Origin of the sequence: Nocardioides sp. YIM B13467, assembly GCF_042788075.1 — a bacterium.
Lineage (GTDB): Bacteria > Actinomycetota > Actinomycetes > Propionibacteriales > Nocardioidaceae > Nocardioides.
Genome location: NZ_JBHZPJ010000046.1, coordinates 2,298,652 through 2,316,638, shown reverse-complemented (window position 1 = coordinate 2,316,638; position 17,987 = coordinate 2,298,652). Strand labels below are relative to the sequence as shown.

17 protein-coding genes are annotated in these 17,987 nt (G+C 68.3%); 11 read left to right on the top strand and 6 right to left on the bottom strand.

All coding sequences use genetic code 11. The annotated features are described in order from the left end of the window. Window positions 1–59 precede the first annotated feature (59 nt). The 4 genes from trpS to ACFX43_RS18175 all read left to right on the top strand — a co-directional run bounded on the left by trpS (window position 60) and on the right by ACFX43_RS18175 (window position 2,861). Window positions 60–1,097, top strand: a complete 1,038-nt coding sequence (trpS, locus tag ACFX43_RS18190; protein WP_355226603.1) for a tryptophan--tRNA ligase — start codon at window positions 60–62, stop codon at window positions 1,095–1,097. A 12-nt stretch (window positions 1,098–1,109) separates the two neighbouring features. Further along, window positions 1,110–1,634, top strand: a complete 525-nt coding sequence (locus ACFX43_RS18185; protein WP_378831391.1) for a 2'-5' RNA ligase family protein — start codon at window positions 1,110–1,112, stop codon at window positions 1,632–1,634. 44 nt (window positions 1,635–1,678) lie between these two features. Beyond that, window positions 1,679–2,575, top strand: coding sequence for a YihY/virulence factor BrkB family protein (locus ACFX43_RS18180; protein ID WP_378831385.1), 897 nt, complete (start codon window positions 1,679–1,681; stop codon window positions 2,573–2,575). Window positions 2,576–2,636: 61 nt separating this feature from the next. After that, window positions 2,637–2,861, top strand: coding sequence for an SCO4848 family membrane protein (locus ACFX43_RS18175; RefSeq protein WP_378831378.1), 225 nt, complete (start codon window positions 2,637–2,639; stop codon window positions 2,859–2,861). Between the two features lie 3 nt (window positions 2,862–2,864). On the opposite strand, the gene ACFX43_RS18170 is transcribed toward ACFX43_RS18175, so the two are convergent. After that, window positions 2,865–3,326, bottom strand: coding sequence for a MarR family winged helix-turn-helix transcriptional regulator (locus ACFX43_RS18170; protein ID WP_378840971.1), 462 nt, complete (start codon window positions 3,324–3,326; stop codon window positions 2,865–2,867). Between the two features lie 48 nt (window positions 3,327–3,374). Here ACFX43_RS18170 and ACFX43_RS18165 point away from each other — a divergent pair, with 48 nt between their 5' ends. After that, window positions 3,375–3,791: an organic hydroperoxide resistance protein gene (locus ACFX43_RS18165; RefSeq protein ID WP_378831372.1), complete on the top strand. Its 417-nt coding sequence runs from the start codon at window positions 3,375–3,377 to the stop codon at window positions 3,789–3,791. 170 nt (window positions 3,792–3,961) lie between these two features. Here the strand turns inward: ACFX43_RS18165 and ACFX43_RS18160 are convergent, their stop codons facing one another. From ACFX43_RS18160 to ACFX43_RS18145, 4 genes are all read right to left on the bottom strand, one after another. Beyond that, complete coding sequence (locus tag ACFX43_RS18160) at window positions 3,962–4,702, bottom strand: succinate dehydrogenase/fumarate reductase iron-sulfur subunit (protein WP_378831365.1); 741 nt, start codon at window positions 4,700–4,702, stop codon at window positions 3,962–3,964. Further along, window positions 4,699–6,753 carry a fumarate reductase/succinate dehydrogenase flavoprotein subunit gene (locus ACFX43_RS18155; RefSeq protein WP_378831361.1) on the bottom strand — a complete coding sequence of 685 codons (2,055 nt, stop codon included), beginning with the start codon at window positions 6,751–6,753 and terminating at the stop codon, window positions 4,699–4,701. Before ACFX43_RS18155 ends, ACFX43_RS18160 begins: the two co-directional genes overlap by 4 nt. Before the next feature lie 15 nt (window positions 6,754–6,768). Beyond that, the gene (locus ACFX43_RS18150) at window positions 6,769–7,488 is read right to left on the bottom strand and encodes a succinate dehydrogenase cytochrome b subunit (RefSeq protein ID WP_378831355.1); all 720 of its coding nucleotides are present in this window, start codon (window positions 7,486–7,488) and stop codon (window positions 6,769–6,771) included. Window positions 7,489–7,596: 108 nt separating this feature from the next. Beyond that, window positions 7,597–8,700 carry a glycosyltransferase gene (locus ACFX43_RS18145; RefSeq protein WP_378831352.1) on the bottom strand — a complete coding sequence of 368 codons (1,104 nt, stop codon included), beginning with the start codon at window positions 8,698–8,700 and terminating at the stop codon, window positions 7,597–7,599. Window positions 8,701–8,864: 164 nt separating this feature from the next. Between ACFX43_RS18145 and ACFX43_RS18140 the strand changes: the two genes are divergently transcribed. The 4 genes from ACFX43_RS18140 to ACFX43_RS18125 all read left to right on the top strand — a co-directional run bounded on the left by ACFX43_RS18140 (window position 8,865) and on the right by ACFX43_RS18125 (window position 13,447). After that, complete coding sequence (locus ACFX43_RS18140; protein WP_378831350.1) at window positions 8,865–10,397, top strand: sulfatase-like hydrolase/transferase; 1,533 nt, start codon at window positions 8,865–8,867, stop codon at window positions 10,395–10,397. A gap of 49 nt (window positions 10,398–10,446) precedes the next feature. After that, complete coding sequence (locus tag ACFX43_RS18135; RefSeq protein WP_378831345.1) at window positions 10,447–11,991, top strand: sulfatase-like hydrolase/transferase; 1,545 nt, start codon at window positions 10,447–10,449, stop codon at window positions 11,989–11,991. Then, window positions 11,988–12,353 (top strand): DUF1707 domain-containing protein, encoded by a 366-nt coding sequence (locus ACFX43_RS18130; protein ID WP_378831341.1) that lies wholly within the window; start codon window positions 11,988–11,990, stop codon window positions 12,351–12,353. Before ACFX43_RS18135 ends, ACFX43_RS18130 begins: the two co-directional genes overlap by 4 nt. Window positions 12,354–12,478: 125 nt before the next feature. Continuing rightward, window positions 12,479–13,447 (top strand): hypothetical protein, encoded by a 969-nt coding sequence (locus ACFX43_RS18125; protein ID WP_378831338.1) that lies wholly within the window; start codon window positions 12,479–12,481, stop codon window positions 13,445–13,447. On the opposite strand, the gene ACFX43_RS18120 is transcribed toward ACFX43_RS18125, so the two are convergent. After that, window positions 13,420–13,875 carry a hypothetical protein gene (locus tag ACFX43_RS18120; RefSeq protein ID WP_378831334.1) on the bottom strand — a complete coding sequence of 152 codons (456 nt, stop codon included), beginning with the start codon at window positions 13,873–13,875 and terminating at the stop codon, window positions 13,420–13,422. The genes ACFX43_RS18125 and ACFX43_RS18120 overlap by 28 nt on opposite strands. Before the next feature lie 89 nt (window positions 13,876–13,964). Between ACFX43_RS18120 and ACFX43_RS18115 the strand changes: the two genes are divergently transcribed. Together ACFX43_RS18115 and scpA are read left to right on the top strand one after the other, a co-directional pair. Then, entirely contained in the window at window positions 13,965–15,770 is a 1,806-nt protein-coding gene (locus ACFX43_RS18115) for a methylmalonyl-CoA mutase family protein (RefSeq protein WP_378831327.1), read from the top strand. Next, window positions 15,767–17,959 (top strand): methylmalonyl-CoA mutase, encoded by a 2,193-nt coding sequence (scpA, locus tag ACFX43_RS18110; RefSeq protein WP_378831320.1) that lies wholly within the window; start codon window positions 15,767–15,769, stop codon window positions 17,957–17,959. The genes ACFX43_RS18115 and scpA overlap by 4 nt, the downstream gene beginning before the upstream one ends. Window positions 17,960–17,987 lie beyond the last annotated feature (28 nt).

Sequence of the window (17,987 nt, the reverse complement as noted above, 5' to 3'; positions counted from 1 at the left end):
CCGATCCTCTTCCTCCCACCATTTCGAGCCTTTCAGCGGGTGGCTGACACAATGCGCACATGACCGGCAGCACTGCTCCTACGACTAGGCCCAGGGTCCTCTCCGGCATCCAGCCGACGGCGGACTCCTACCACCTCGGCAACTATCTCGGCGCGGTCCGGCAGTGGGTGAGCCTGCAGGAGGAGCACGAGCCGTTCTTCTTCATCGCCGACCTGCACGCGATCACGGTCGAGCAGGACCCGAAGGTGCTCCGCGAGCGTACGCGGCGGGCCGCCGCCCAGCTGCTGGCCGCCGGTGTCGACCCGGAGCGGTCCGCGATCTTCGTCCAGTCCCACCTGCCCGAGCACGCTCAGCTCGGCTGGGTGATGCAGTGCATCACCTCGTTCGGTGAGGCCCGGCGGATGACCCAGTTCAAGGACAAGTCCGCCAAGGGCGGTGAGGGCGCGGCCTCGGTCGGCCTCTTCTCCTACCCGATGCTGATGGCCGCCGACATCCTGCTCTACCGCCCGGCGTACGTCCCGGTCGGCGAGGACCAGCGACAGCACCTCGAGCTGACCCGCGACCTCGCGCAGCGGTTCAACAGCCGCTACAAGAAGACGTTCCGTCTGCCCGAGCCCTACATCCTCAAGGAGGTCGCGAAGATCTACGACCTCCAGGACCCGACGATCAAGATGTCCAAGTCGGCCTCGAGCCCGACCGGCCTGATCGACATGCTCGACGACCCGAAGATCTCCGCGAAGAAGATCCGCTCCGCGGTCACCGACTCGGAGATGGAGATCCGTTTCGACGAGGAGGCCAAGCCGGGCGTCTCCAACCTGCTCCGGATCTACTCCGCGCTGACCGGCTCCGAGATCGACACCCTGGTCGGCAAGTACGCCGGCAAGGGCTACGGCGATCTGAAGAAGGATCTCGCCGAGGTCGTCGTCGACTACGTCACCCCGTTCCGCGAGAAGACCTTCGAGGTTCTCGAGGACCGGGCGTACCTCGACGGCATCTTGCAGCAGGGTGCGGAGAAGGCGGGCGTGGTCGCTCGCAAGACTCTGGCCGACGTCTACGAGCGGGTCGGCTTTGTGGCCCCCGCGTCGCCGCTCGGCTAGTAAGGTCGGCGCATGCGCACCATCGGTGTTGCCATCGCGATCCCGGAGCCATGGGCAAGTCAGCTCCAGGACTACCGGACGTCTCTCGGGGACGCGACGGCGACCATGATCCCGACGCACATCACTCTTGTGCCCCCGACGGAGATCCACGACGACCTGCTGCCCGACGTCGAGAGCCATCTCGAGTCCGCGGCCTCGCGGGTCGACCCCTTCAGCGTGCACCTGCGCGGCACCGGCACCTTCCGGCCGGTCTCACCGGTTGTGTTCGTGGCAGTGGTGCAGGGCATATCGGGCTGCGAACAGCTGGCCAACGCGGTCCGGCAGGGTCCGCTCGACCAGAAGCTCACGTTTCCCTATCACCCGCATGTCACGATCGCTCACGACCTTCCCGACGCTAGCCTCGACAAGGCTTTCGGTGAGCTGGCCGACTTCGAGTGCGAATGGTCGGTCGAGGAGTTCCACCTCTATGTCCACGACGACACGGATGGCTGGCGCCCGACGCGGGAGTTCGCGCTGAGAGCAGCACTGACCGGTTGAGGCGGGCTCGGGTCCGCCCACGAACGACGGATGGGGACCTCGGGATGAAGGACAAGGTCAAGGCAAAGATCGCCGAGCTGCGTGCGCGCTTCCCGGCGCTGGACCGGGTGATCCGCACGCAGGAGCACTACGGCGACGTCGGGGCCGCCCAACAGGCCGGCGCGATCACCTACTTCGGCTTCCTGTCGACGTTCCCGATCCTCGCGCTCGCGTTCTTCGCCGTCGGCCAGATCGCCAAGGTCTACTCCGGAGCCGAGAGCGACCTCGTCGAGGCGATCGACCAGGTCCTGCCCGGGCTGGTCGGCGACGGTGCCGGACAGCTGAAGATCGCCGACATCGAGAGTGCGGCCGCCACGGTCGGGATCATCGGTGTCATCGGTCTGCTCTACGCCGGCCTCGGATTCATCGACGGACTTCGCAAGGCCCTCGAGGCGGTCTTCCTGGTGCCCGACGAGCACAAGCCAGGATTCCTGGCGGCCAAGGGCCGCGACCTGGTCGCACTCATCGGGCTCGGCCTGATCCTGCTGGTCGCGGTGGCGTTCACCGGCCTCGTACGCACCTTCTCGGTCAACGTCCTGGACTGGATCGGCCTCGACGAAGGCTTCGGCTGGCTGATCGTCCTCCTCACCCTGGTGCTCGGCCTCGCGGCCAACACGGTGCTCTTCTTCGCGATGTTCCACCTGGCTCCCCAGAACGACACCCCGAAGGGCCCCCTGTGGGCCGGCGCCGTGCTCGGCGCGATCGGCTTCGAGATCCTCAAGCAGGCCTCGACCCTGCTGCTCAAGGCCACCCAGGGGCAGCCGGCCTTCCAGGCCTTCGGCATCTCCCTCATCCTGGTCGTCTGGATCCACTACACCTCGATGGTGATCCTGTACGCCGCCTGCTACGCCCACGTGCGGGCGACCCCGGCTGAACCCAGTTCCGACGCCGCATCGACGTGATCGCCCGCTATACGGGCTGCTGACCGCCGGGGCTTGGCCGGCGGATGAGAGAGTCGTACCCATGAAGCTCGAGAAGACTGACGGCGCACTCCTCCTGGTCATCGGGGTCTGGACGATCGCGATCTGGACCAACTTCGGCCGCAACCTCGTCAAGACCGCCAAGGACCCGGAGCAGACCCGTCCGAAGCCCTACTACATCGCCCATGCGGTGCTCGTGGTCGTCGATGTTCTCCTCGGCGGCCTGCTGGTCAAGCTCGGCGTGCAGCGGCTGCTGACCAGGGGATAGTCCTCAGGAGGACTCGGCCGTGTCGAGGTGGTCGACCAGCTCGGTGAGCTGGTCGCGCAGCGCGAGCGCCTCGTCACGGGTGATCCCCATCGATGCGCCGAGCTCCTGCGGCACGCCGGAGACCTGTTCCTCCAGGGCCTGGCCGTCCTCGGTCAGGCTGACCAGCACCCGGCGCTCGTCGCCGGGGTCGCGGTCGCGCCGCACCAGCCCGGCGGCCTCGAGCCGCTTGAGCAGCGGCGTCAGGGTGCCGGAGTCGAGCCGCAGCCGCTGCCCGAGGGAGGTCACCGAGAGCGGCTCCTCGCTCTCCCAGAGCACCAGCATCACCAGGTATTGCGGATAGGTCAGCCCGGTCCCCTTGAGCAGCGTCACATAGCGCTTCGTCACGGCTCTGGTCGCTGCGTACAGCGGGAAGCAGAGCTGAAGGTCGAGCGAGAGCTGCGGATAGGTACGTCCGGACACATCAATCAGTCTACCCCCTTGCGCTATTAAGTTGTGCGCAATATAGTTGTGCACATGACACCGATCTACACAGCCACCGCAGTCAGCACCGGCGACGCCCGCAACGGCCACGTCCAGTCCTCCGACGGTCTCATCGACGCCGACGTCCGCGTCCCCAAGGAGATGGGTGGCGCCGGCGGCGCCACCAACCCCGAGCAGCTCTTCGCCGCCGGCTATGCCGCCTGCTTCCACTCGGCGCTCAAGCTCGTCGCCGGCAAGGCCAAGGTCGACATGACCGACTCCGAGGTCGTCGCCGACGTGAGCATCGGCGAGAACGGCCAGGGCGGCTTCGGTCTCGCCGTGCAGCTCGAGGTGACCATCCCCGGCGCCGACGCCGCGACCGCCCAGCAGCTCGCCGAGCAGGCCCACCAGGTCTGCCCCTACTCCAACGCCACCCGCGGCAACATCGAGGTCAAGCTCACGGTCGTCTGAGCTGGTTCCTCCAGAAGGGTATGCAGGCGAAGGGACACATCCCGTGCGGAGCTCCGCACGGGATGTGTTCCTTTTGCTGCATACCCTTCGACAGGCTCAGGACACCGCCTTGACGAACGAACGCGGGGCCGCCCCCGAAGGGACGACCCCGCGTCGAGAGGACCGGAGAGTCAGCCGAGGATGAGCGACTTGCGCAGGTCCTTGTTGAGCTGGGAGATCACGTCGAGCGGGATCTCCTTGGGGCAGGCGGAGGCGCACTCACCGATGTTGGTGCAGCCACCGAAGCCCTCGGCGTCGTGCTGGCCGACCATGGACTGCACGCGGGAGTAGCGCTCCGGCTGGCCCTGCGGCAGCTCACCGAGGTGGGTGATCTTCGCGCCGAGGAACAGCGAGGCGGAGCCGTTGGGGCAGGCGGCGACGCAGGCGCCGCAGCCGATGCAGGTGGCGGTGTTGAACGCCCGCATGGCCTTGTCGCGCGGGGCCGGCACCGAGTTGGCCTCGGGGGCCGAGCCGGTGTTGGCCGAGATGTAACCGCCGTTCTGGATGATCCGGTCGAACGCGGAGCGGTCGACGATCAGGTCCTTGACGATCGGGAACGACGATGCGCGCCACGGCTCGATGGTGATCGTGTCGCCGTCCTTGAACGAGCGCATGTGCAGCTGGCAGGTCGTGGTGACCTCCGGGCCGTGTGCCTCGCCGTTGATCATCAGCGAACACATGCCGCAGATGCCCTCGCGACAGTCGGAGTCGAACGCGACCGGCTCCTCGTCGTTGTGCAGGAGCTGCTCGTTGAGCAGGTCGAGCATCTCGAGGAACGACATGTCCGAGGACACCCCGTCCAGCTCGTACGTCTTGAGCGCACCCTTCTCGGACGCGTTGGCCTGCCGCCAGATCTTGAGGGTGAGCTTCACTTGTACGACCTCTGCTTCATCTCGATGGCGGTGTAGATCAGGTCCTCCTTGTGGAGGATCGGGGCGCCGTCCTCGCCACCGAACTCCCAGGCCGCGACGTAGGCGAACTCGTCGTCGTGACGCATCGCCTCGCCGTCCTCGGTCTGCGACTCGCCTCGGAAGTGGCCGCCGCAGGACTCGCGCCGGTTGAGCGCGTCGATGCACATGAGCTCACCGAGCTCGATGAAGTCGGCGACACGGCCGGCCTTCTCGAGGTCCTGGTTGAGGGAGTCGGCCGAGCCGAGGACCTTGACGTTGGTCCAGAACTCCTTCTTGAGCTCGCGGATCAGGCCGATGGCCTTCTTGAGGCCCTCCTCGGTCCGCTCCATGCCGCAGTACTCCCACATGATCAGGCCGAGCTCCTTGTGGATCGACTCGACCGAGCGGGAGCCGTTGATCGACATGAACTTGTCGATCCGCTCCTGGACCGACTGCTTCGCCTCGACGACCGCCGGGTGGTCCTCGGAGATGGGCTCGAACGGCCCGTCGGCGAGGTACTCGCGGATGGTGTTCGGGAGCACGAAGTAGCCGTCGGCCAGACCCTGCATCAGCGCCGAGGCGCCGAGGCGGTTCGCGCCGTGGTCGGAGAAGTTGGCCTCACCGGTGCAGTAGAGACCCTCGATGTTGGTCGAGAGCTCGTAGTCGACCCAGAGGCCGCCCATGACGTAGTGGACGGCGGGGTAGATGCGCATCGGCAGCTCGTAGGGGTTCTCACCCGTGATCCGCTCGTACATGTCGAGGAGGTTGTCGTACTTCTCCTCGATCGCGGCCTTGCCGAGGCGCTCGATCGCGGCACCCAGGTCGAGGTAGACGCCGCGGCGGAACTTCTTCACCGTGCCGTCGGGCTGGGTCTCGTCGACCTCCGGACCGACGCCGCGGCCCTCGTCGCACATGTACTTCGCGGCGCGCGAGGCGATGTCGCGGGGGACCAGGTTTCCGAAGGAGGGGTAGATCCGCTCCAGGAAGTAGTCGCGGTCCTCCTCGGGGATCTCACGCGGGTCCTTGGCGCAGTCCTCGGCGTTCTTGGGCACCCAGATGCGGCCGTCGTTACGCAGCGACTCCGACATCAGGGTCAGCTTCGACTGGTGGGCGCCGGTCACCGGGATGCAGGTCGGGTGGATCTGCGTGTAACAGGGATTGGCCATGTAGGCGCCCTTGCGGTGCGCACGCCACGTGGCGGTGACGTTGGACCCCATCGCGTTGGTCGAGAGGTAGAAGACGTTGCCGTAGCCGCCGGTCGCGAGCACGACCACGTCGGCCAGGTGGGTCTCGATCTCGCCGGTGACCATGTCGCGGGCGATGATGCCGCGGGCCTTGCCGTCGGCGACGATCAGCTCGAGCATCTCGTGGCGCGTGAACTGCTCCACGGTGCCGGCGGCGACCTGGCGCTCCATGGCCTGGTAGGCGCCGATGAGGAGCTGCTGCCCCGTCTGGCCGCGGGCGTAGAACGTACGCGACACCTGCACGCCACCGAAGGAGCGGTTGTCGAGCAGACCGCCGTACTCGCGGGCGAAGGGCACGCCCTGGGCCACGCACTGGTCGATGATGTTCACCGACTCCTCGGCGAGGCGGTAGACGTTGGACTCGCGGGCGCGGTAGTCGCCGCCCTTGACCGTGTCGTAGAAGAGCCGGTAGGCCGAGTCGCCGTCGCCCTTGTAGTTCTTGGCGGCGTTGATGCCGCCCTGGGCGGCGATCGAGTGGGCGCGACGCGGGGAGTCCTGGTAGCAGAACGACTTCACGTTGTAACCGGCCTCGCCGAGCGTGGCGGCAGCGGCGCCGCCGGCCAGGCCGGTGCCGACGATGATGATCGACAGCTTGCGGCGGTTGGCCGGGTTGACCAGGCGGTTCTCGAACTGGCGGGTCGTCCAGCGCTCCGCGATCGGACCGGTCGGAGCCTTGGGGTCGACGAGCTTGTCGCCGAGCACGTAGTAGCCCGCGGCGTCGTCGGATTTCTGGACGGGTGCCTCGTTGGTCGGGGTGAGGCCGGGCAGGTAGTGGGTTCCAGCAGCCATGTGTGTCAGATGTCCTTACGAGATGACGCCGAAGACGGTGAACAGGGGGACCAGCGAGAAGCCGCCGGCGACGACGATCGCGACGACCCAGCCGGCGACGCGGGCCCTGGCACGCGACTCAGCGGTGTTGGTGAACCCGAGCGTCTGGATGGCGCTGAAGGTGCCGTGGTGGAGGTGGAACGCGAGCGCGAGCATCGCGAGCAGGTAGATGATGACCATCCACCACTGCTCCGGCTGGAACGCTGCGATCAGCAGCCGGTACGGGTTCTCGGTGACGTCAGGAGCCTGTCCGCCCGCACCCACGTTGATCTTCACGATGGTGAACTGGAGCAGGTGCCAGACGACGAAGAGGAGCAGGGCCACGCCGCCCCAGCGCATGGTGCGCGAGGAGAGCGACGAAGCCTTGTTCTTCTTCACCGCGTACTTCACCGGGCGCTGCGCGTGGGCACGGATGGAGAGCGCCACCGCCGAGCCGACGTGCGCGATCAGTGAGCCCAGCAGCACTACCCGCAGGATCCAGAGGAGCCCGCCGTACGGCAGCATCGGCTCCCCGAACGTGCGCAGGTGCTCGGCGTACTCGTTGTAGGCCAGCTCGCCGCTGAAGGCTTTGAGGTTGCCGTACATGTGCGCCAGCACAAACAGGATGAAGACGATGCCGCTGGCCGCCATAAGGAGCTTCAGGGCGATCGTCGAGCGCGTCGACCGCGCGCCTTTGATCAGAGTCGTGGTTGCCACGGCACGCACGCTACTACCCCTCATACCCGAACTTGTACGCAGGGAGTATGTGACATTTTCGGCGCTGCGTGGGCGGGTGGGGTTACTGGCGAGTATCTTGGTAACGGGTTAGGCAAGCCTAACAGCAGGGTGTGTATTCTCCGCGGCGATGGCGTGAGATTGTGAGGACCGGGCCTCGCTCAGCGCGACCAGACGGGCCAGCAGCTCGTCGACCGCATCGGTCCACGGCCGCGTCGCGACCAGCTCCCGACCGCGGTCGCCGAGCAGGTGCCGACGGGGATCGGAGACCACCGACGCGACCGCGTCCGCGAGCTCGCGGGCGCGGGCCGGGTTGTAGAGCAGGCCGGTCTCCATGTGCTGGACGATCTCAGCCGCCGCGCCGGCGCGCGGGGCGACCACCGGGAGGGCGCTGGCCGCGGCCTCACGCAGGATGTGGCCACATCCCTCCTCCTCGCCGGGGTGGACGAGAACGTCGAGCGAGGCCAGGGCGATGGCCAGGTCGCCGGTGCCCAGCGGACCGGTCAGCTTCGCCTGCGGGACCCGCTGCTTGAGCCAGCCGCGCTGGGGCCCGTCGCCGATGATGACGAGGCGGATCCCCGGCACCACGGTGAGCTCGGCGAGACGGCGTACGCCATGGCTCTTGGCCAGGTTGCCCGCGTAGCCGACCACGACCAGCGGTGTGGGTCGCGACTTCGCCTTGGACCAGCGCCGGTGGAGCCAGCCGTCGCGCAGACTGGGCGAGAAGGCGGCCGTGTCGACCCCCGGCTCCCACACCTCGGCGGCGACGTCGATCGCCGCGAGCATGCGGCGCAGGTACTCGCTTGTGACAAAGATCTCATCCGCGTACGCGGCGATCGAGGTGCTCCAGGTGAGCGCCGCCTTGGGCGAGAGAGGGGACTGCTGGACGACCAGCGTGGTCGCGGCAGCCGCCGTCGGCGAGGACAGCGCCTTGCGGCCCAGGCGACCGGGGTCGAAGGTGACCACGACGTCCGGCTCGAAGGACTCCAGGGCGCTGCGTACCTGGCGACCGGTCTTGGCGATAGGCGAGACGCGGACGACCCGGCTGTTGCGGTAGACCGAGAGTCCGGGGCCGGGCGCGATGAAGCGCACCTCGTGGCCCGACTCGATCATGCGGTCGGCGATGGCCTTCACCGTGGTTGTGACACCATCGATGGTAGGAAAGAAGCTCTCGGTGACCAGCGCCATCTTCATAGGACCAGCGTCCTGCCCGGGGATGGCGAGAGCGCGACGTGTGCGTTGACCTGGGATGAACCATCGGCACGACCAGTAGACGACCAGCGTGATGAGGACAATCAGTGGCGGTACCCAGACGGGTCTGGACGCTTTCGGCAGCAGCAGTCGCGGTGGCTGGGGTCATGGGCGGAGTCATGGGGCTGGCGGGCTGTGGTCGGGCGCCGACTCAGCAGCCGTCGGACGAGCGCGTCTCTGAACAGCCCTCGACCGCCACGCCGGCCTTCGAGATGCCGGTCGAGAAGCCCAACCTGCTGATGATCACGGTCGACGACCTCTCCTCCCTCGACATGGACTACCTGCCGAGCGTGAAGAAGCTCGTGGGGGACAGCGGCGTCACCTTCACCGACGCGGTCGCGCCGACGCCGATCTGCGTGCCGGCCCGCGCCTCGCTGCTCTCGGGGCAGTACGCCCACAACCACGGTGCCCACACCATCCACGGCCCCGAGGGTGGCTATCCCTCCTTCGACGACTCCGCGACCCTGGCCACCTCGTTGCAGGAGGCGGGCTACTCGACGGTGTTCACCGGGAAGTACCTCAACGAGTACGGCGAGGCGGGGACCGAACGCGACCTGCCTCCGGGCTGGGACGAGTGGCGCGCGACCGTCGACCCCTCGACCTACAACTATCTGGGCGCGAAGTTCAACGTCAATGGGCGCATGGTGAAGCCGAAGGGCTACTCGAGCACCGTCATCACCCAGCAGGCGAAGGCGGCGCTGACGGCTGTGCAGAAGGATGGGAAGAAGGCGGGGGCCGAGGAGAAGCCGTGGTTCCAGTGGGTCAACTACGTGGCACCGCACATCGGCGGGCCGACCGAGAAGGGTGACCCCAAGCAGCGCTTCCCGGGCACCAAGGGCGCGATCGGCGTGCCGGTGCCGGACAAGCAGGACCGCGACAAGTACGCCGACAAGCCGATCCCGCCACAGCCCAACCTGTTCCCGGAGGCGCGCAAGAAGTTCCCGAAGGGGTCCCCGTCGCGGAAGAACCCCTCGCAGATAGAGAAGGACGCCTACCGGCTCTCCTATCAGCGGCGGATCGAGTCGGCGCGCAGCCTGGACCGCAACATCGCCTCCCTGCTCGCTGGGCTGAAGAAGAGCGGCGACCTGGCACGCACCCTGGTCGTGTTCACCTCCGACAACGGCTTCTCGAGCGGCTACCACAACTTCAACGGCAAGCTCTGGTACTACGAGGAGTCGCTGCGGATCCCCGTGCTGATGAGCGGTCCCGGCGTACCGAAGGGGCGCGAGGTCGGGACCACGCTGACCAACCCGGACATCGCCACGACGCTGCTCGCGGCGGCCGGAGCCGGCGACCCGCACGAGCCCGACGGCATCGACATCCTGCCGTGGCTGCGTGCGCCCGAGCAGACCCGTGTCGTCCCGATCGAGGCATGGCCGACCTCCGACGGCACCTCCCGGCTCTGGTCCGGAGTGCGCGTGGGGCGGTGGACCTACGTCGAGCTGACGACCGGTGAGGTCGAGCTCTACGACCGCACCAACGATCCGTACGAGATGAAGAACCTCGCCGACGACCCGGCCCATGCCAAGACGGTCTCGCGCCTCGCCGATCTGACCGACAAGTACCGCGACTGCGCCGGCGACAGCTGTCCCAAGAAGATGTACGCCGCCGACCGCCCTCTCGACCTGGCAGGACTCTGACGGGTTAAAGTAGACTAAATAACTCTTATTACTTTGGGAGTGTTTGGTCATGCCGGTCGTCAACCTGTTCACGCGTCGCAAGCGCGCTGCTGTGGCGACGGTGGCGATGAGCGCCGTCGCGGTGACCGGCCTGGTGCACGAGCCCGCCGCCGTGGCGGCTGGCCCGACGCGTACGCCTGCCCTGGAGCGGCCCGCGGAGAGGCCGAACCTGCTGCTGGTGACCGTCGACGACCTCTCCGCCCTCGACATGGACTACCTGCCGCGCGTGCGGAAGCTGGTCGAGCGGACCGGGGTCTCCTTCGCCGAGGGGATAGCGCCGACGCCGATCTGCGTGCCGGCGCGGGCCTCGCTGCTGACCGGGCAGTACGCCCACAACCACGGTGCGCGCACGATCGAGGGGCCGTACGGCGGGTATCACGCCTTTGACGACTCAGCGACGGTCGCCACGTCGTTGCAGGACGCGGGCTACTCGACGATCCTGGCGGGGAAGTACCTCAACGGCTACGGCGAGGGTGCGACCCGCGGCGACGTGCCGCCCGGGTGGGACCAGTGGCGCGCGACCGTCGACCCGTCGACCTACAACTTCCGCTCGCCCAAGTTCAACGTCAACGGCGAGATCATCAAGTCCAAGGGCTACTCCTCGACCGTCATCACCGAGCACGCGAAGGCCGGGATCGGGGCCGAACGCGCGAGCGGGAAGCCCTGGTTCACCTGGGTCAACTACGTGGCGCCGCACCACGGCGGGCCGTCCGGGCCCGACGATCCGAAGAAGATCTACCCGGGCACCGACGCCGCCCTGTCGGTGACCGTGCCCGACACCCAGGACCGCGGGTTCTACGACAACGTCCAGATCCCGGCGCGGCCCAACCTCTTTCCCGAAGACACCTCCGGCTATGCGAAGGGCTCGCCCGGGCGGGGGAGGTTCAACCCGCGGAAGAAGGACGCGCTCCGGATCGCCTACCAGCGCCGTCTCGAGGCCATCCGCAGCCTGGATCGCAACATCGCCTCGCTTCTGGGCGCGCTGAAGAAGAGCGGTGAGCTGAAGCGGACGCTGGTCGTGTTCACCTCCGACAACGGCTTCTCGAACGGCTACCACAACCTCAACGGCAAGCTGTGGCACTACGACGAGTCGCTGCGGATCCCGGTGCTGATGAGCGGTCCCGGGGTGCCGCGCGGCCGCACGGTGCGGACCCCGGTCACCAACCCGGATCTCGCCGCCACCCTGCTGGCGGCGGCCGGGGCTCGGCCACCTCGGGCGCCGGACGGGATCGACATCATGCCGTGGCTGAGCGCGCCCGAGCAGGTCCGCGCCATCCCGATCAGCGGCTGGCGGGTGACTGACGGGAGCAGACAGCTGTGGTCCGGCATCCGAGTCGGCTCCTGGACCTACGCCCGCCTGCACACCGGCCAGGTCGAGGTCTACGACCGCTCCTCGGACCCCTATGAGCAGCACAACCTCGCCGCGGACCCGTCGGTCGCGGAGACGGTCAAGGCGCTCGCCAGGCTAGCCGACCGCTACCAGGACTGTGCCGCCTCGACCTGCCCGAAGGACCTGTACGCCTCCGGCCGGGCGCTCGATCTGGAGGCGCTGTGACGAGGGTCGGTGACCTGGAGCGCGAGGCTGCGCGGGCGCGGCTCGTCGAGGCGTACGCCGCGGGGAGGATCGACGCGCCCGAGCTGGAATCGCGTGCCGAGGCGGTGTGGCGTGCCGCCCTGTCCGCCGACCTCGCCACGGTCGTCGACGACCTGGGTGAGGATCCCGCTCCGCCTGGCGGGGCGGGTCCCCGTCTCGTACGCGATCTTCTGGTGTTCCTGATCTGCGGCGCGATCGCCGTCCTGGTCTGGCACCTCACCGGCAGGGGGTTCTTCTGGCCGGTGTGGGTGCTGGTCTACACGGGCCTGCCGCTGCTGCGTTCCCTGATCCCTAGGAGCGCCAGTCACGCCCGACGTGCCTAGCGCTCCTAGGGATCAGCCAGCCTTCGTGGGATAACTGGATCATGGGGGTCTCGGGTGGGTCTCGTGCGGACGACGACGAGTGGGAGCAGGAGCGGGTCCGCCTGCGGTTGGAGAGTCAGCGACGGATGCAGGACGGGGTGCTCACCCATTCTCAGTTGGTGGCTGGTGGTGTGACGCGTGCTGAACTGGCGAGGATGCAGCGTCGCAAGGAGTTTCGCCGGGTGCATCCCCGGATCTACGTCGACCACACCGGTCCGCTCAACTGGCATCAGCGGGCGTGGGCAGCGGTCCTCTATGCCGCGCCCGCCTATCTGTACGGTCCGAGCGCGGAGCCTCCGAGGACCGAGCAGCTGGCGCGGCCGGGCTTCGTCCCCGATCCGATCCACGTCGCGATCGACCAGATTCGCAGGGTCAGGGCGCAGCCCGGCATTGTGATCCACCGGCTCACCAATCTCGAGAGCCATGCCTTTGGTGGCACCCCGCCGCGGCTGAAGCTCGAGGACAATGCGTTGGCGATGGCGCACGAAGCGCGTTCGGAGATCGACGCCATAGCGTGTCTTGCGCAGGTTGTTGGGCGGTCGTACGTCACGCCGGCGTCAATGCGGGCGGCGCTTGGTCGATTCCCTTCGCTACGGCGGCGCGCGTGGATCGCCACGATTGTTGACGACCTTGAGTCTGGGAGCCACTCGGTTCTCGAGCACGGCTACCTCACCAAGGTCGAGCGCGCGCACGGTCTCCCGCCGGCCGAGCGGCAGGCGCCGCGCACGACGTCAAGCGGCAGCCAGTTCCGCGATGTCGAGTATGCGGCGTACGGACTCGTGGTCGAGCTCGATGGCGCACTTGGTCACGGCGCGTGGCGCGATCAGGCGCGGGACGCCGATCGTGCCCTGGACGACCTCGCCGCGTCGGGAACGGTCACGGCTCGGCTGCGCTGGCACCAGGTGTTCGACACTCCGTGTCGCACGGCCCAGGCCGTGGCGCGGATCCTGAGATCCCGTGGCTGGGCCGGGAGCCCAGCTGCTTGCTCGAGCGACTGCCCGATTCGCGCCGACCCTAGGAGCGAAGGTCACGCCATGGGTGACTGGCGCTCCTGAGGTTGCTTGGCGAGGGTGTCGGCGGGGACGTTGCCCGACTCGATCTCCCGTGCGAGCTCCTTGATGCGTACGCCGCTGGCGGTCCAGTTGCCGGCGCGCTCCTCGTGGATGGGGGTGAAGCTGCGGCGGACCTCGACGGTCCAGTGACGGCCGAAGACGACCCGGGCGCCGATGGCGAAGGGGAGGATCGCGAGCAGGAGGAGGAGCTCGATGCCGGTGAGCAGCATGACCGCGACGACCACGACCAGGATCGGCAGCGCGATGATGAGCCAGAGCACCATGAGGATCATGCTGATCGGATCGTCGCCGGAAGGCGCGCCGAGGGGGACCTCGAGTCCGTCGAGACTCAGGCGGCGCGACTTCCGCTGCCACGGGACCCAGCGTCGGGTGACTCGATAGACCTGTCCGCCCGGAGTGCGTACCTTCACGGCGGTCAACCTAGCGGCGTGTCTCAGTTAGCGGTTGTAAACCTCACACTTTGTGGTCACCGCCACTTCATCGGCCTAAGGTTCGACCCATGAACGACGCCGCTCGCGACGACTCGTTGCGCCTTGCCCAGCCGGCGGATGCCCATTCCCAGGCAGAGTGGGAGGCGGCGACTGCTGCCGTCCTCCGCAAGAGTGGTCGGCTGACCGCTGACGACGCCGACTCGCTCGTCTGGGACAAGCTGACGCGCACCTCCCTCGACGGACTCCGGATCGCCCCGCTCGGCCTGCCTGGGGAATCCTTCGCCGACGCGGCCCGTCCCACGCGCGCCGGCGCCTGGGACATCCGCTCGCTCGTCTCCGGTCTCTCCGGCGTGGACGCCAAGGCGGCCAACGAGGCCGCTCTGGTCGACCTGGACGGCGGGGTCTCCTCGCTGTGGGTGGCCGCCGACGAGACCACCGACCTCGCGGTGCTCCTCGACAAGGTGCTCCTCGACCTGGCGCCGATCGTGCTCGACGCACCGATCGGTGCGGTCAAGGTCGCCCAGAACCTGCTCGCGCTGATCGCCGAGCGTGGCACCGGGCTGCACGCCGCGACCAACCTGGGCGCCGACCCGATGGGCGCGCTGCTGCGCGACCTGCCGCTTGCGCCCGACGAGGCGTTCGCCGAGCTGGTCGATCTGGCTCGTCTCGCGCAGGGGATCGGGGTGCGCGCGATCGTTGTCGATGCCACGGCTGCGCACGATCTGGGCGCGTCCGACGTGCAGGAGCTCGGCTGGTCGATCGCGGTCGGCGTCGCCTACCTGCGAGCGCTGACCGAGGCAGGATTCTCGCCCGCCGTCGCGGCGAGCCTCATCGAGTTCCGGTTCGCGGCCACCGACGAGCAGTTCCCGACGATCGCCAAGCTACGGGCCGCCCGTCAGCTGTGGGCACGAGTCCTCGAGCTCTCCGGGGCCGAGGGCGTGGAGATGCGCGTCCACGCGGTGAGCTCGCGGCCGATGCTGTCGAAGTACGACCCCTACGTGAACATGCTGCGGGGCACCGTCGCCGCCTTCGCCGCCGGTGTCGGTGGCGCGGACGCGGTGACCGTGCTGCCCTTCGACTCCGCCAACGGCGTACCCGACGGGTTCGGGCGACGGATCGCCCGCAACGTGTCCCACCTGCTGATCGACGAGTCCCACGTCGCGGCCGTCGCCGACCCCGCCGGTGGTTCCTTCGCCGTCGAGCAGCTGACCGCCGACATGGCCGCCGCCGGCTGGGAGGCGTTCATCCAGCTCGAGGAGGAGTGGACCGGGGCGAACGCCGTCGGAGGTCACGACTTCTCTCCCTTCCGTGACCGGATCGCGGCGGTCTCCGCCGAGCGGGAGAAGGCGATCGCCCGGCGCAGGCGCCCGATCACCGGGCTCACCGAGTTCCCCAACCTCGCCGAGACGCTCCCGGAGCGGCCGGTCGACCCGCTGAACGAACGGGTGGTGCGCTACGGCGCCTCCTTCGAGGCCCTGCGCGACGCTCCCGCCACGGCCAAGGTCTTCCTCGCCACCATCGGCACGGTCGCCCAGCACACCGCCCGGGCGACCTTCGCGACCAACCTCCTCGCCGCCGGTGGCATCGGCGTCGAGGTCGCGGGCCCGACCAGCGACGCCGAGGAGCTTGCCGGTAAGTACCGTGCACTTTCTCGGGCGCATGCCGGCGCACCGCAGGTCGTCTGCCTGGCCGGGTCGGACAAGACGTACGCCGAGTGGGGTGCGGCCGCGATCGCGGCCCTCCGCGAGGCCGGCGCCACACACGTGATCATCGCCGGGAAGCCCGACGCCGTCGACGCCGAGGTGGACGACGCCGCCTCGATGGGTGTCGACGCGCTCGCCTTCCTGACCGCTACGAGGGAGAAGCTCTCATGACGATTCCCGGCTCTTTCAAGGGGATCCCGCTCCTGGGCGACCCTGTTGGTTTCGAAACGCTCGCTGGCGCTCGCGGCTCAACCGACGGAGCGCCGTGGCTGAGCCCCGAGGGCATCGAGATCCAGCCTGCGTACGGGCCTGCGGATCTCGAGGGTCTCGACGCGCTCGACACCTTCCCGGGCCTGAGCCCGTTCCTGCGCGGGCCCTACCCGACGATGTACACGACCCAGCCGTGGACGATCCGGCAGTACGCCGGGTTCTCGACCGCAGAGGAGTCCAACGCGTTCTACCGCCGCAACCTGGCAGCCGGTCAGAAGGGCCTCTCGGTCGCCTTCGACCTGGCCACCCACCGTGGCTACGACTCCGACCACCCGCGCGTACGCGGCGATGTCGGCATGGCGGGCGTCGCGATCGACTCCATCTACGACACCAGGACGCTGTTCGACGGCATCCCGCTGGATCAGATGTCGGTCTCGATGACCATGAACGGTGCGGTGCTGCCGGTGCTGGCGCTCTACATCGTGGCCGCCGAGGAGCAGGGGGTGCCTCCGGAGAAGCTGGCCGGGACCATCCAGAACGACATCCTCAAGGAGTTCATGGTCCGCAACACCTACATCTACCCGCCGGCGGCGTCGATGCGGATCATCGGCGACATCTTCTCCTACACCGCCGCGAAGATGCCCCGGTTCAACTCGATCTCGATCTCCGGGTACCACATGCAGGAGGCCGGGGCGACGGCCGATCTCGAGCTCGCCTACACGCTGGCAGACGGGGTCGAATACCTGCGGACCGGTCTGGCCGCAGGCCTCGACGTAGACGCGTTCGCGCCGCGGCTCAGCTTCTTCTGGGCGATCGGGATGAACTTCTTCATGGAGGTCGCCAAGATGCGCGCGGCCCGCGCGCTGTGGTCGCGTCTGGTCTCGCAGTTCGACCCGACGAACCCCAAGTCGCTCTCGTTGCGGACCCACTCGCAGACCTCCGGCTGGTCGCTGACCGCTCAGGACGTCTTCAACAACGTCGGCCGCACCGCGATCGAGGCGATGGCCGCGACCCAGGGCCACACCCAGTCGCTGCACACGAATGCGCTGGACGAGGCGATCGCGCTGCCGACCGACTTCTCGGCCCGCATCGCCCGCAACACCCAGCTGCTCCTGCAGCAGGAGTCCGGCACGACCGAGATCATCGACCCGTGGGGCGGCTCCTACTACGTCGAGCGTTTGACGCATGATCTGGCCGAGCGCGCCTGGGCACACATCCAGGAGGCCGAGGCGGCCGGTGGGATGGCCAAGGCGATCGAGCAGGGCATCCCGAAGATGCGTATCGAGGAGGCGGCCGCCCGCACCCAGGCGCGCCTCGACTCCTGTGCCCAGAAGCTGATCGGCGTCAACACCTTCCGGCTCCCCTCCGAGGACCCGCTCGACGTGCTCAAGGTCGACAACGACCAGGTCTACAAGCAGCAGCTCGCCAAGCTCGAGCGTCTGCGCGCGGAGCGCGACAACGAGGACGTACGCCGGGCCCTGGAGGCCATCACCAACGCGGCCGGTTCGACGAGCAAGCCCAGCGGCACCGGCAACCTGGACGGCAACCTGCTCAAGCTGGCCGTCGACGCGGCCCGGGCGAAGGCGACCGTCGGGGAGATCTCCGACGCGATGGAGAAGGCATGGGGACGGCACCAGGCCGTCATCCGTACCATCTCCGGTGTGTATCGGGACGAGGCGACGACGTCGGGTGACTCGAAGGTCACCGAGGTGCTGAAGGCGACCAAGGAGTTCGAGGAGGCCGAGGGCCGCCGCCCGCGGATCCTGGTCGCGAAGATGGGCCAGGACGGCCACGACCGTGGCCAGAAGGTCGTGGTCTCGGCCTTCGCCGACCTCGGCTTCGACGTCGACGTAGGCCCGCTGTTCTCCACGCCCGAGGAGGTCGCGCAGCAGGCGGTCGACGCCGACGTGCACATCGTCGGGGTCTCGTCGCTGGCTGCCGGTCACCTCGCGCTGCTCCCCGCGCTGAAGGCGGCGCTGGAGGAGCAGGGGCGCCCGGACATCATGATCGTCATCGGTGGGGTCATCCCGCCCGACGACGTGGCCACACTCGAGCAGATGGGTGCCGCTGCGGTCTTCCTGCCCGGCACCGTCATCGCGGACTCCGCCATCGACCTGCTCGGTCGTCTGCGGGAGCAACTCGATCACTGACCGTCCCGAGTATGTCCTCGCCGGGGGC